The sequence below is a fragment of the Bacillus sp. FSL W8-0770 genome, assembly GCF_038008705.1.
In the GTDB taxonomy this organism is placed as follows: Bacteria; Bacillota; Bacilli; order Bacillales; family Bacillaceae_G; genus Bacillus_A; species Bacillus_A cereus.
Genome location: NZ_JBBOZR010000001.1, coordinates 3,217,536 through 3,230,830, shown reverse-complemented (window position 1 = coordinate 3,230,830; position 13,295 = coordinate 3,217,536). Strand labels below are relative to the sequence as shown.

Below are 13,295 nucleotides of genomic sequence, written 5' to 3'. Positions count from 1 at the left end.
ACAGGCCCTTGTTTATCAAAAACATAATAATTTACTAGATTTTGTATTTTGTGTAAGATAATAAAGAATATTCAAATATTAATCAAGGGAAGAGATGTAAATGAAGCTGCCGCTATTACAAATAGAGACAGAGAGACTTATGATCCGTCCGTTTCAAAAAGATGATTATGAAAGTTGGTTAGATGGATTTAATAAGAGGTTACCATCTCAGTATAAATATGACGATGGTTATCAAGTTATGGCATCATCAACAAAAGAATGGTTCACGGAATGGATAAGAGGCTTTGATGAAGCAGCACATCGAGATGAGATGTACGTATTAGGTATTTTTCGTAAAGAAGACGGAGCTAATATTGGTAAGTTAGAGCTTATAAAAATTTTACGTATGGACTATCAGTGGGCAATGATGGGCTACTCTATTCATAATCAATATTGGAAAAATGGATATGGGATAGAAAGTGTAAAAGCCGCGTTACCGTTATTTTTTAATCGTCTTCATTTTCATAGAATCGAGTTACATATACATGTTGATAATGAACCATCCGTTCGTCTTGCGGAAAGAGCAGGTTTTTCTTTTGAATGCAAGAGAGAGGCGTTTTCATTAGAGAATGGTAAGTGGATGGATTTTCTTATTTATTTTAAAAATAAGGAGATGAATATATGAGAGTGCTAATTACAGGTGGAAATCGCGGATTAGGGTTACAGTTAGTAAAAGTGTTTCATGAAAATGGACATATCGTTTATCCGTTAGTTAGAACTGAGGTTGCGTTAACACAATTGAAGAAAATGTTTAGTTGCAGATGTTTTCCTATATTAGCAGACTTATCAGTTGATGAGAGTACGGAGCAAATGAAAAACCAGCTTGAGGAATATGCAGAGTATATAGATCTAGTTATCAATAACGCAGGAATTACTGGAAAGGAGACTGAGGCTTTACATACAAATTCAGAAGAGTTAACGGACTTATTTAATATTCATTGCTTAGGTGTAATTCGAGCTGTAAAAGGTACATATATGGCTTTAGCTAAATCGGATCATCCGAGAATCATAAATGTGTCCTCTCGGTTAGGTTCATTGCATAAAATGGCGAACAAAGAGTTTCCACAAGGTCAGTTTTCATATTCATATCGAATTGCTAAAGCTGCACAAAATATGTTAACGCTCTGTTTACAACAAGAGTTTGAGGATAAAGGAATTCATGTAACTGCTATTCACCCAGGAAAATTAAAGACTGACACTGGTGCTTTTGATGCGAATATGACTCCGGCTGAAGGAGCAAAAAATATATATGATTGGGTAATAGATTCAAACGAGCATGTTTCAGGGAAGTTTATTGAGCCAGGTGTAGGTGAAATAAAGTGGTGATATACGATCTTGCAATCATTCAGAATTTGTTTGGCCCTTCTAAAAAAGTCTTAAATGGCTTACCAAATGCAGTAACGATTGAAGAAATCGAAGAAGACGTTTTGTATAACGTACAAACATATAAAGAAAAGATAAGTAGATTTGAAGAGGTTTGTTTTAATTGGGAGTTAAAAAGAGCGAGTATTGTATTAAACAAAAGGTTTAGTAGTCATAACTCAAGCGCAAAAGTGTTACTTGATGCCGGTTTTTCTTTGTATGCCGCAAAGATAGAAGTATGTAGAGAATTGAACAATGTAGAAGAGCTTGAAAGACAATATACATATTGATCAATAGCAGAAGGAACGTTATCGGAAAAAGATTTTAAATATATTTGGGAACAATGTATGTCGGGTTCAGGGAATCAAACTTCAATTTTAACTATCGATGAACATTTTTATTCTGTACAAACAGAGTTAGGTAAGGGTTGGGAAAAGTCATGTATTGTTTTTTATGATAAAAATGAGCCGATTGGTATGTCCATACCGCATATAGAAACTGGAACAGAAAGTGAAGGACGATTATTTTATTTTGGGGTAATGCCTTATTATCGTGGGAAAGGAATTGCTTCCCGGCTGCATCTTCAATCTTTACATATGTTAAAGGAAATAGAGGCTACTTATTACATCGGAAGCACACATACTTCAAATGAAAAGATGCAGAGAATATTTTGGAGAAATAATTGTTCGTTGAAAACGGAGGTAGAGCTTTATTATAAAATTTTTAAAGAAGGTTAGGGAAAAAGAAAATGAAGACTATAAACGTATTTCATTACGACGCATTTACGAATAAACCAAATAAGGGAAATCCAGCAGGTATTGTATTAGAAGCAGATGGATTAACGGAAGAGGAAATGCAAATTATTGCTGAAAAAGTTGGATATAACGAAACAACTTTTGTTCTTTCCTCAGAAGTAGGAGATATAAGAATGCGCTATTTTACACCTGGTTTTGAAATGGAGTTATGTGGTCATGGGACAGTAGGGACGATATATGCCTTGCGCGAAAAAGGTTTATTAGAAGAGAAAAGTAACCTTATGATTGAAACGAAGGCTGGGATTTTACCGATACAAATAGGTGTAAATGAAAATGGAGAAACCTTTATTAAAATGAGACAGGCAGCACCTCAGTTTAAAGAATTTACAGGTTCAGCAGAAGAATTAGCTCATAGTATCGGTTTAGAAGTAAATGATTTAGATGTAAGTTTACCTATTGTATATGGAAGTACTGGTAATTGGACTGTAATTGTACCGATTAAAAATCTTAATGCATGTGAGAGAATGAAACCTAATAATGCTGCATTTCCATCAGTATTAAAAGAAATACCTAATGCTTCTATTCACCCAATTTGTCTAGAAACTTATGATGAAATAGCACAAATGCACGGCCGTCATTTTTCATCAGCTTACGCTGGGACGATTGAAGATCCAGTGACAGGAACAGCTTCAGGTGTAATGGGAGCGTATTATGCGGAGTATTTAGAGAAAGGTTTTGAACATGAATTGAGTTTAATCGTTGAGCAAGGACAGGAAATAAATAAAGATGGTCGTGTAACTGTTTATGTAACGAAAGGGATAGAAAACGAAAAGTTACAAATAGATATTGCTGGAACAGCGGTGTATGTGAAAGAGTTTGAAGTTTCAATATAAAGTGAAACTTTAATCAGTGGGGTCTTACTGCCCGGTGAATAGCGGGATAAAAAGAAAGCCCGGAATACATCCGGACTTTCATTATCTGTTCAATACTTCAATGTACGAAGCATTTCCAGTTGTTCTTAAAGCGGAGCGGAAATTATTATTTTCTAACGCCTTAGCAACTTGTTGTAACTGCTGTGCATCATCATGATGAATAAGTAAGCTGTCAGCACCGCTTTCCTCTATATGAATGTGTTCGACATTTCCGATTGCATCATGTACAGCTTTTAAAAATTCAGGTTTCATATTGTCCTCCTATATGTATGTAACGTTGTAATTTAGTATTTCCTTATTTATGAAATATAAAAGTAAATGAAAGGAGAAATAAAAATGAATATAAAGCAGTTTAATGAACATATAACATCACTATTTGGAGAGCATCTTCATAAATATGGCGATGATGAATATGGTTTTACTTATATAAGTAAAGATGAATTTCACAAAATCGGTTACACAACAAATTTAACGTTAGAAACTATTGAAGAAGCGTATCGAAATGGAGTCGATATGATAGTTACACATCATGCGCCGTGGAGTTTTTTATTTGGTATGGAAGAGGCTTGTATTGAGAAATTGAAGCAATATGAAATGAATCATTTTTGGATTCATTTGCCGTTAGATTTTGTAAAGTTTGGCACGTGTACATCGTTATTTAACGCAATTGGGATAGATACAATACTGGAATATTCAACCTATGAGGAAGAAGAACTACCGGGAATAGGAGAATATAAAGAAGCGATTCCTTTTTCAAACTTAGTTGGAAAACTTGAAGAAAAAATGGAAGAGAAAGTGAAGAGCTGGAGAAATCACGATAAACCAGTAAAACGGATTGCGATCTTAACCGGTGCAGGAAACAATACAAATTTGATTGAACGTGCATTAGAAAAAGGATGTGACACGTACATAACAGGTGAAAAAACATTATATACAGTGCAACATGCGAAATTTAAAGGAATTAATTTAATTGTAGGCAGTCATACGTTTACAGAAGTGTTTGGTGTAGAAAGTTTGGTTCTTAAGTTAAAAGAAAGAGATAATTCAATAGAAATTACTAGATTAAATGAAGATCATTTGGAGTGAAGAAATCACATCGCATTACCATAAATGGAATGAACTTTATGATGGAATATTGAAGGAAGCAGTTGAAATGAAATAAAATTATCTTTTGTTATATTAAGATTTTTAGGAGGAATTCCCTTATGTTTGTCAAATAATAGTAAAGTTGTCTTTTGAATTAAGGAAATATTCGGAGTTGAAGGGTGAGAGAATGGACATTTCAATAATCACTGCACAACTAGTTAAGGAAAAAGTTATTTCACATTATCCAAATAGCGTAAAAGCATTAAACGGGGGAACGACAAGTACTATATATTTGTTAGATGAACAATACGTTATAAAGTTGAATGAATCGGATGTCATACGTGAAGAAGCTTATTTTCTTCAGTTTTATAAAAAGGACGAATTATTTCCAAAGCTTTTATATAAGGAACCTTTAAATCGCTACATTGTTTACTCATTCCTTGAGGGCACAACTTCTTGCAAACTAGGCCATAAACGGAGTGTTCTTAGTAAACTTGTAAAGGAAGTTATCAATAAGTATGAAGTAGCTACAGAGGTTGATGGCTGGGGATGGAAAGAAAGCCCAGTTCAATCTTGGAATGAATTTTTAACGACAAATGTGATGGAAGCTCATGAAAATGTAAGACGTTACATAAGTGAGGAAGAGTATAGAACGGTTTTTAAGTTAGCAAATAGTCCAAGTAGGGGGACTGGAATAAATCAGCCATTTTTATTGCATGGTGATCTTGGATTTCATAATTTTATATTTCAAGGGAATAAACTGCACGGTGTAATTGATCCTTTACCAGTGTTAGGAGATCCTATATATGATTTGATTTATGCGTTCTGTTCAACCCCGGAAGATTTAACAAAAGAAACAATCGATTATGCGATGAAACAATGTGTATTTTATAAAAAAGACCGTGATTTATATGAAGAAATAGTCATAGGATTATATTTGCGTATAGATACATGTTTACGGCACCACCCGAAAGATTTAGAAGATTATTTAGCAGCTTGGCGTTATTGGATGGACGAGGTTGAGGTGACTTTATAGTACAAATATTTTGGGGGAGATAGTGAGATGAATGTTGCAGAAGCCAAAAAGGATTTACTGTAATTCCATTGTCAGTTACAGTTGTTTATTTACTTACTTTTATAAGTTTATTAATTGGAAATGAAAAAGTAGATTATTATCAACAAAAATCAGTTTAATAAAAATATAGGGATAGGGGGAATTATGATGAAAAATTACGTTTGTACAACGTGCGGTGTGCAGTATGCAGCGAGTGTAGAGGAACCGGTGAGTTGTCATATTTGTGATGAAGAGAGGCAATATGTGAATCCGAAAGGGCAGTCTTGGACGACTTTAGAAAATTTGCAAACAGATGATACATATAAAAATGAAATAATCGAAGAGGAAAATGGACTTTATAGTATTACGACAAAACCAGGATTTGCGATCGGTCAAACGGCATTTATAGTGAAAACAGAGTCATATCGTTTACTATGGGACTGCATTACGTATTTAGATGAAACGACAATTGCGAAAATAAAAGAGCTTGGTGGATTAGATGCGATTGCATTGTCTCATCCTCATTATTATTCAACGCAAGTAGAATGGGCAGAGACATTTGATGTACCAATTTATATACATGAAGATGATAAAGAATGGGTGATGCGCCCAAGTAGTCGTATTATTTATTGGTCTGGTGAGTCTTTACAATTAGCGGATGGGATTACTGTACATCGTCTTGGAGGACATTTTAGTGGTGGTTCTGTATTGCATTGGGAAGAAGGTAATGATGGAAAAGGGATTTTGTTAACAGGTGATATTATTCAAGTTGTAGCGGATGAGCGGTGGGTAAGTTTTATGTATAGCTATCCAAACTTAATTCCATTACCAGCGAGAAAAGTGGAAGAAATGGTGAACCGAGTGAAGCCGTTACAGTTTAATCGTTTATACAATGCTTTTCATCGAGTAGTAAAAGAAAATGCAGATGAGGCAGTTGAACGTTCTGCTGAAAGATATATAAAAGCAATAGAAGGAAAGTTGTTTCATACGTAAAAGGAGAGTAGCTTAATGAAAACGTTAGTATGCTTTGGAGATAGTATTACAGCTGATGAAACATTTTTTGATGGAATGCCGAGATTAACACCACGTTTGCAAGAGATGTTTCCGAAGTGGAAAGTAGTGAATGCAGGTGTTCCAGGGGATAATACATTCGATGCGTTAAATAGGATTGAAGAAGATGTAATATCATATAAACCAGATTTCGTAACAGTTTTTCTTGGTACGAATGATGCGGTTTCTTTTTCTCAAGTGTCATTACAAGCATATAAAGAAAACTTAGAGAAGATTGTGAACCATATTTCATCAGATAAAGTACTACTGATTAGTCCTGCACCAGTTGATGAAGAAAGACAGCGTAATAGAACAAATAGAGTGCTTGGTCAGTATGCAGACGTGGTGGAGAAAGTGGCGAGGGAAACAGGAAGTTATTTTCTAAACGTATTCGCTGAAATGATTCAAGAACGGGATTATAAAAGATTTGTAGAAAATGGTGAAAAAGATGGATTACACTTTGGACCAGAAGGCTATGAGTATGTAGCGAGGTTAATTGGTGAAAAGTTAAAAGGAATTTTATAAGGAGCAAAGCACTTAGTGTTTTGCTTTTTCTTGTTTTTTTGCAGTCTATAAACTTATTCACCGCTGTAATTTGCACAGATAATTTGTTTTTTTATATGCGTAAAAGGTTAGCTCTGTTTTAAAGTAATATAAATTTATTTTTAAAAATTTATATTTCGTAGTTGAAAATCAATAAAGGTGTAACTATAATAGTTACAGTGAGTTTGTTATTTTGAAATATACACATTGAATTACAAGAATGAAAGGAGTTTTTATGTAAATCAAAAAGTTATAAAAATCTATTAATTTTTATAATAAGATAAAAAGCTTTTCGGTTCATACACATTATTAAATATGTTAATTCTAATAGAAAACTAGGGGTGGAAAGATGAAAAATTTTAAAGGTATGTTGATATCATCACTTGCAATTACAAATTTTGCTGGGGTAGGTACGACATTTGTAACAAATACAGTATATGCTGCTAATGACAATTCTAGTAAAATACTAGTTCGTTCTAATAAGAGTATAAATACAACAACTAGCTCGAGATTGCCTGTATTATCAGTCAATCCTTATGATGAACCTAGATTTTCGAGACAGGGATATCTTGAAGAGGCACCTTTAGGAATTAATGCTCCTTATGCTTGGGGAATTAAAGGAGGAGATGGTCAAGGAGCAACTTTTGTAGATTTGGAAGAAGGCTGGTTATTAAATCATGAAGATTTAGTCGGTCAAAATATTGAATTTATGTCTGGAAAAATGAGTAATGATCTTTCTCATGGTACTTCAGTTCTAGGTGTTGTTTCTGCAGCTGACAATCGGATTGGGAACATTGGGATTGCACCAAAAGCAAAGGCAAAAGTAATTTCAGTGATCCGAGATAATGGGAGAATCGATGTAAGAGATGCTATTTTAAGTGCCGTAGATTCTTTACAGGCTGGAGATGTTTTATTAATAGAGGAATCCTTTAAATATGATGGATATGGAGATGACCCTTTACCAGTAGAAGTATACCCGAGTATATTTAACGCAATTCGCAAAGGTACAGATAAAGGCATTATTATTGTAGAAGCAGCTGGTAATGGTGGGATTGATTTAGATGAATTTAAAGACCGTAATGGTAAACAGATTTTAAATCGAAATAGTCCAGACTTTAAAGATTCAGGAGCTATTATAGTTGGAGCATCTACTGCAAGAGTTCCTCATAAACGTTTAGGTTTCTCTAACTATGGTAGTAGAATTGATGTATATGGTTGGGGAGAGTATGTTGACACATTAGATACATATCAAAATCAAAATAGTAAAGGACAAAAAGTTACAGATCAGAGTATAATGAATCGTTATACTTCTAATTTCCGTGGTACTTCTAGCGCTTCGCCTATAATCGCTGGGGCTGCTGTATCAATTCAAGGGATTGCTAAAGAACATTTAGGTAAGGCATATACACCAAAAGAATTGAGAGCAATTTTAAGTAATCCTAATACAGGCACAAAGTCTAATAATCCATCATCTGATAAAATAGGGGTTTTACCAGATTTAAAAGCGATTTTGTCTAACCTTGGTTTTCATAGTGATTTGACTACCAATGATTCTATGGTATTTCCAGATAACGTAGAAAAAAATGAAGGAAAAGAAAATTCAACTTTCGTATTTCCAGGTGAAGAAACAAAAAAAACAGGGGATAAAAATTCAACTGTAACCTTCCCAGAAGAAGATTTAAAACAGGAGGAAAAAGAAGAGGGATTAATTGTTTTTCCTGATTAATAAAAAAATACTACCTTCCATTTGGAGGTAGTATTTTTTATTTCTTGTCATTAACAAGCAGGCATGAAATTTGTATTTGTTTATCTTTCATAATGAACTTAACCACAAAGTCGAATGTTTGACTGTTAATTAACTTTTTCGTCTCAATCAATTACATGAATCAATCTAGAAATGCTTGCTGCAATGCTTTCAGTCCATCGCTGTATATACCATGAAACAGATTTATTGCCTCTTCATCACTAACCGCAACAGGAGTGAACGTACCAGACCACTCTACTAACGATGTGTTACTTTCAGTACCTTCTTTAACTTGGATTGTAGATAAATAATTAGTGACCGGGAACGGTGCATTCATGATTGAATACGTGTAGTAGCGTTCCTTATCATTGAATACTTCTAAGCGTTCTATAATTGTTTCACCATCTGGATTAGCTAGATGACGTACACGACCGCCTTCAGTTAATTTACTGCTAGGTATATAAGGTAACCAGTCTGGAAGGGAGTTGAAACCTCCGATTAATTGCCATACTTGTTCAGTTGATCCGAAAATTTCCATAGATATAGTAGTATATGCCATGTTCATTACGCTCCTTTTCATCCCGGTATTTACGGGTAAATAATCAGTAGAGAATAAATCGCCCCACTGATTAAAGTTTCACTTTATAGGTCCATAACTTATAGTGAGAACGAATTTTATCGTGGATTTTTTATTTAATATATAATTATAAAGTTAAAACTATATACTTTTAATAATTAAATTATATAATAAATATAGAAACGAAAATTTATGAGCAAGGAAGTTGAAAAATATGACATTAACAATGGGCTTTATTGGATTTGGAAAGTCAGCTAACCGCTATCACTTACCTTATGTAAACACGCGTAATAATATAAAAATAAAAACGATTTTTGTACGTCAAATAAATGAAAAATTAGCGGCTCCATATAAGGAAAAAGGTGTTTACTTCACTACTGATTTGGACGAATTGTTGAATGACAAGGAAATTCAAGTGGTGACGATCTGTACGCCAGCACATACGCATTATGAATTAGCAAAAAAAGTTATACTTGCTGGAAAATCAGTTATCGTTGAAAAACCATTTTGCGATACAGTGGAACATGCGAAAGAATTATTAGCTTTAGGACGAGAAAAAGGTGTAGTAGTTATGCCTTATCAAAACCGCCGTTTTGATGGTGATTTTTTAGCTGTGAAGCAAGTAATTGAACAAGGATTCCTTGGTGATATTATTGAGATTGAATCACATATTGATTATTTCCGTCCTGGTTCAATCACTCATGAAGCTCCAAAAGAAGAAGGTTCATTTTACAGTTTAGGTATTCATACGATGGACCGTATGATTTCACTATTCGGCCGTCCAGATACGGTGACATACGATATTCGTAATAATGAAATGGAAGGTGCGGTTGATAACTATTTCGATGTTGGTTTACATTACGGAAATCAGTTGAAGATTAAGCTGAAAACGAACCATGTCGTAGCAAAAGATTATCCACGCTTTATCGTTCATGGAACAAACGGATCATTTATTAAATATGGTGAAGATCAGCAGGAAAATGATTTGAAAGCGGGGATTATGCCTGAGAGTGCAGGGTTTGGTGAAGATTCACCGATGTACTATGGAGTTGCTAAGTATCGTAATGCAAATGGTGACTGGATTGAAAAACAAATTAAAACGCCACTTGGTGATTACGGTCGTTTCTATGATGCCGCGTATGAAACAATTATAAATGGTGCACCAAAACTTGTGAAAGACGAAGAAGCGGTAACGAATATTGAAATCTTAGAAAATGGATTTGCTGCCCCATCACCTTCAGTTTACAAACTTGAGGCTTTACATTTGAATGAATAGAAGAGAGTTTGCAGTATAAAGGAGGTATGAAAATGGCAAGCGGATCAACACAAGTAAAATACCTCGGCATTTATCAAAAGATTAAACAGCAAATTTTAGGTGGTGAATATAAAATCAACGAAAAAATTCCGAGTAGCCCCGTCCTTGCTGAAGAATTTGGTGTTTCAGCCCTTACTATTAAGAAAGCGCTGGATCTATTAGTTAGAGATGGCTACATCATCCGCCGACGCGGAAGTGGAACAGTGGTGCAAGATTGGCGTCAACAGGAAAAGGCACGAATGATTCAAACTTTAACGGGTACGAAAGCTGTATACGGCAGTGAGGTAGAAAGTAAAATTATCGAGTTTGCGATTGTTGGGGCTGATGAAGTAGTTGCTGAGAAATTGGGAGTTTCAATCGGTGATTTCGTCTATAAAATCATTCGCCTCCGCATCATTCACAGCATTCCGACGATTATGGAGCATACATGGATGCCAATTTCGGTTATCCCAGGTGTTGAGGCTTCTGTTTTAGAGGAGTCGATATACTCACATATTCAAAATAAACTTGGTCTTGAAGTAGGGACATCTGTTGTCAGGGTTAAAGGAATTCGCCCAGATGATAGGGAAAAGCAGTTTATGAACTTAACAAATCAGGATTTCCTAATGCGAGTTGAACAAGTAGCTTACTTAACGGATGGACGAACTTTTGAATATTCTTATGCAGATCATCTACCCGAAACATTTGAGTTTGAAACAGTCATTACTGCAAAAAATTATAAAGAGATATAAAAATCGGTTGAGGCAAGTATTGTCTCAACTGCTCCTATTATACGTTAATAGAATGAATCCAAGACTTAACATTTGATTTATAGAACTGTAAAGTTTAAAATTACAGTATAGTTTTTAGAAGTGAGTTGTTATCGTCTGTAAAATGTAGATAAATTAAATATTCTCGAATAAATAATATTGCTTGTATTTGATTCTAAACTGTAATTTTTTTTAATACATTTCAATAACCGATGTTTAAAATGTACGTTTCATAACATTAAAGGAGTGAGTTAAATATGGTAATTCTATATACAACAGCAAGCTGTGCCTCATGCCGAAAAGCGAAAGCATGGCTTGAAGAGCATCAAATTGATTATATTGAAAAAAACATCGTATCAAATTCTATGACAGTTGATGAGCTGAAATCAATTCTTCGTTTAACTGAAGAGGGGGCTACTGAAATTATTTCAACTAGATCCAAAACTTTTCAGGACTTAAATATAAATATTGAGGAGCTCTCGCTCAATGAATTTTATACATTAATAATTGAGCATCCACTAATGTTACGTCGCCCAATTATGCTGGACGAGAAAAGATTGCAGATTGGTTTTAATGAGGAAGAAATTCGTAAATTTTTACCACGTAGCGTTCGAACGTTTTTGAACATTGAATTGCAAAAATTGGCCAATTAATAAGTAGTATTTTTAGAAAAAGTTTTTTGAAAGGAGGAAGCAGAAGATGATTGAAGTATGTGTTACAGTTAATTATAATGATAGAAATTATCAAACAAATGTTATTGTGAGTAAAGATACGATTTGGACAAAAATTAAACAGTTGGCAGAAGAACAAGTGAAGAAACAGTGGAGTGTTTAATTTTATTTTCAACTTAAAAAGCTAAATGAAGTTATCAGATATAGGTGGGACCGGATAGAATATAAGAGAATTAATTTTTTATGGCAAGAAGTATTCTATATGTTTTAACGTTCTAACCTATCTGTAATATTTATGGCTACAGTTAATATATGAGAAACAATATTTTTGATCGTAGGAGGAAAATCATGAACAGCGACTTTACCTTGGCCATACACAGTTTAACTTATTTAGCTTTACAGCCAGATCGGATGTCAACAAGTAATGCTATTTCAGAAAGTGCAGGTGTACATCCAGTACGCATTCGGAAAGTACTAAGTTTGTTAAAAAAACATAAGTTTATACAATCGAAAGAGGGGACTGGTGGCGGTTTTATTTTCGCTCGCGATTTAGATGAAATTAATCTTTGGCATATTTATCAGATAACCTCTGAAGGTGCTTTGCAGCCGAAGTGTCCAGAATCAAACAATCAGTGTGTTGTAGGTTCGAACATGCGAAAAGTTCTTTTCGCTATTTTCTTAGGTGCTGAAGAGCATCTAGGTGAATACTTAAAGAATTATACAATGAAAGAAGTTGTTGACCTTATCAATCAAGAGCGTTAAGCGGCTTAATTATTATATAGCCGTGAGTTCTTAACACTTAAATGTAATGAAAAATATTACAGTATAATTGTTTTTATATCTTTTTTATCGTCACAAAAAATATTTATAGGAAGGTGAAACGGTATGATGTCAAATAATAATCATGTTTTAAAAGTAGGAGATTGGGTTCGTGGAATATCAAATGAAGGTGAATTAATAGTTGGTTATATTGTATCACTTGATGATGTAGAGGATATAGTTACAGTTAGTATTGTGAAACGTGACGGCCAGTACACAATAAACGAAGCGATTTTACTCTTTAGTAAACACGTTAACAAACTCCCTGAATCAAAGGTAATAAATAAGGAACAAATCCTTTATCTTATAGATCTTGCATTATTAACAGGGGATGAAGAATGGTTTATCGAGCTTTCTTCAAAATTAAACTCGATAAAAGAGCTAGTTAATGAGGGATTTTAAAATTTAAACTTTTGAGGGTGCACACAATCCGCCTTATGAAGAGGACACAATTACTTTTCGCATAAAAGGAAATGATGTAAAAACAATGCATTACAAACATAGAGCTATCCCTGAAGAAGAGCCGAACAAACTACAATTAAGATGATATTGAAGTGATTTGTTTGTGTATTCCTGATAACGATAATTATGTAAATGAG

16 protein-coding genes and 3 pseudogenes are annotated in these 13,295 nt (G+C 34.1%); 17 read left to right on the top strand and 2 right to left on the bottom strand.

Translation table 11 applies throughout. From position 1 onward, the window contains the following. Window positions 1-100: 100 nt before the first annotated feature. From NST27_RS16645 to NST27_RS16630, 4 genes and pseudogenes are all read left to right on the top strand, one after another. Window positions 101-664 carry a GNAT family N-acetyltransferase gene (locus tag NST27_RS16645; protein WP_000775348.1) on the top strand — a complete coding sequence of 188 codons (564 nt, stop codon included), beginning with the start codon at window positions 101-103 and terminating at the stop codon, window positions 662-664. After that, window positions 661-1,365 (top strand): SDR family NAD(P)-dependent oxidoreductase, encoded by a 705-nt coding sequence (locus NST27_RS16640; protein ID WP_001264499.1) that lies wholly within the window; start codon window positions 661-663, stop codon window positions 1,363-1,365. The genes NST27_RS16645 and NST27_RS16640 overlap by 4 nt, the downstream gene beginning before the upstream one ends. After that, window positions 1,362-2,138: pseudogene (locus NST27_RS16635) on the top strand (GNAT family N-acetyltransferase). Before NST27_RS16640 ends, NST27_RS16635 begins: the two are co-directional and overlap by 4 nt. A gap of 11 nt (window positions 2,139-2,149) precedes the next feature. Further along, window positions 2,150-3,049 (top strand): PhzF family phenazine biosynthesis isomerase, encoded by a 900-nt coding sequence (locus NST27_RS16630; RefSeq protein WP_000849329.1) that lies wholly within the window; start codon window positions 2,150-2,152, stop codon window positions 3,047-3,049. An 81-nt stretch (window positions 3,050-3,130) separates the two neighbouring features. Here NST27_RS16630 and NST27_RS16625 read toward each other — a convergent pair whose 3' ends face one another. Beyond that, window positions 3,131-3,340, bottom strand: a complete 210-nt coding sequence (locus NST27_RS16625; protein WP_000801651.1) for a hypothetical protein — start codon at window positions 3,338-3,340, stop codon at window positions 3,131-3,133. Between the two features lie 84 nt (window positions 3,341-3,424). Here NST27_RS16625 and NST27_RS16620 point away from each other — a divergent pair, with 84 nt between their 5' ends. The 6 genes and pseudogenes from NST27_RS16620 to NST27_RS16600 all read left to right on the top strand — a co-directional run bounded on the left by NST27_RS16620 (window position 3,425) and on the right by NST27_RS16600 (window position 8,547). Further along, window positions 3,425-4,174, top strand: coding sequence for a Nif3-like dinuclear metal center hexameric protein (locus NST27_RS16620; RefSeq protein WP_001022446.1), 750 nt, complete (start codon window positions 3,425-3,427; stop codon window positions 4,172-4,174). Window positions 4,175-4,361: 187 nt separating this feature from the next. Next, the gene (locus tag NST27_RS16615; RefSeq protein WP_001986501.1) at window positions 4,362-5,210 is read left to right on the top strand and encodes a phosphotransferase; all 849 of its coding nucleotides are present in this window, start codon (window positions 4,362-4,364) and stop codon (window positions 5,208-5,210) included. 41 nt (window positions 5,211-5,251) lie between these two features. Beyond that, window positions 5,252-5,368, top strand: a pseudogene (locus NST27_RS29630) (DUF7010 family protein); the annotation flags it as partial. Between the two features lie 25 nt (window positions 5,369-5,393). Continuing rightward, window positions 5,394-6,221 carry an MBL fold metallo-hydrolase gene (locus NST27_RS16610; RefSeq protein WP_001986571.1) on the top strand — a complete coding sequence of 276 codons (828 nt, stop codon included), beginning with the start codon at window positions 5,394-5,396 and terminating at the stop codon, window positions 6,219-6,221. A 15-nt stretch (window positions 6,222-6,236) separates the two neighbouring features. After that, complete coding sequence (locus NST27_RS16605) at window positions 6,237-6,803, top strand: SGNH/GDSL hydrolase family protein (protein ID WP_000855202.1); 567 nt, start codon at window positions 6,237-6,239, stop codon at window positions 6,801-6,803. 367 nt (window positions 6,804-7,170) lie between these two features. After that, a complete protein-coding gene (locus tag NST27_RS16600) occupies window positions 7,171-8,547 on the top strand; it encodes a S8 family peptidase (RefSeq protein ID WP_061661967.1) in 1,377 nt (458 codons plus the stop codon). 160 nt (window positions 8,548-8,707) lie between these two features. On the opposite strand, the gene NST27_RS16595 is transcribed toward NST27_RS16600, so the two are convergent. After that, window positions 8,708-9,124, bottom strand: a complete 417-nt coding sequence (locus NST27_RS16595) for an SRPBCC family protein (RefSeq protein WP_000332044.1) — start codon at window positions 9,122-9,124, stop codon at window positions 8,708-8,710. Window positions 9,125-9,356: 232 nt separating this feature from the next. Here NST27_RS16595 and NST27_RS16590 point away from each other — a divergent pair, with 232 nt between their 5' ends. The 7 genes and pseudogenes from NST27_RS16590 to NST27_RS16560 all read left to right on the top strand — a co-directional run. After that, window positions 9,357-10,418 (top strand): oxidoreductase, encoded by a 1,062-nt coding sequence (locus NST27_RS16590; protein WP_000176636.1) that lies wholly within the window; start codon window positions 9,357-9,359, stop codon window positions 10,416-10,418. Between the two features lie 32 nt (window positions 10,419-10,450). Continuing rightward, complete coding sequence (locus NST27_RS16585; RefSeq protein ID WP_000146295.1) at window positions 10,451-11,188, top strand: GntR family transcriptional regulator; 738 nt, start codon at window positions 10,451-10,453, stop codon at window positions 11,186-11,188. Window positions 11,189-11,463: 275 nt separating this feature from the next. After that, window positions 11,464-11,859, top strand: coding sequence for a transcriptional regulator SpxA (gene spxA / locus NST27_RS16580; protein WP_000236190.1), 396 nt, complete (start codon window positions 11,464-11,466; stop codon window positions 11,857-11,859). A 46-nt stretch (window positions 11,860-11,905) separates the two neighbouring features. Continuing rightward, window positions 11,906-12,040: a BA3454 family stress response protein gene (locus NST27_RS16575; protein ID WP_000573532.1), complete on the top strand. Its 135-nt coding sequence runs from the start codon at window positions 11,906-11,908 to the stop codon at window positions 12,038-12,040. A 185-nt stretch (window positions 12,041-12,225) separates the two neighbouring features. Next, window positions 12,226-12,639 (top strand): Rrf2-family transcriptional regulator SaiR, encoded by a 414-nt coding sequence (gene saiR / locus NST27_RS16570; RefSeq protein ID WP_001083465.1) that lies wholly within the window; start codon window positions 12,226-12,228, stop codon window positions 12,637-12,639. Between the two features lie 123 nt (window positions 12,640-12,762). Further along, on the top strand, window positions 12,763-13,098 hold the full coding sequence (locus NST27_RS16565; protein WP_000987462.1) for an IDEAL domain-containing protein: 336 nt from the start codon (window positions 12,763-12,765) through the stop codon (window positions 13,096-13,098). A gap of 7 nt (window positions 13,099-13,105) precedes the next feature. Then, window positions 13,106-13,243 (top strand): annotated as a pseudogene (locus tag NST27_RS16560) (DUF3888 domain-containing protein); the annotation flags it as partial. Window positions 13,244-13,295: the final 52 nt, after the last annotated feature.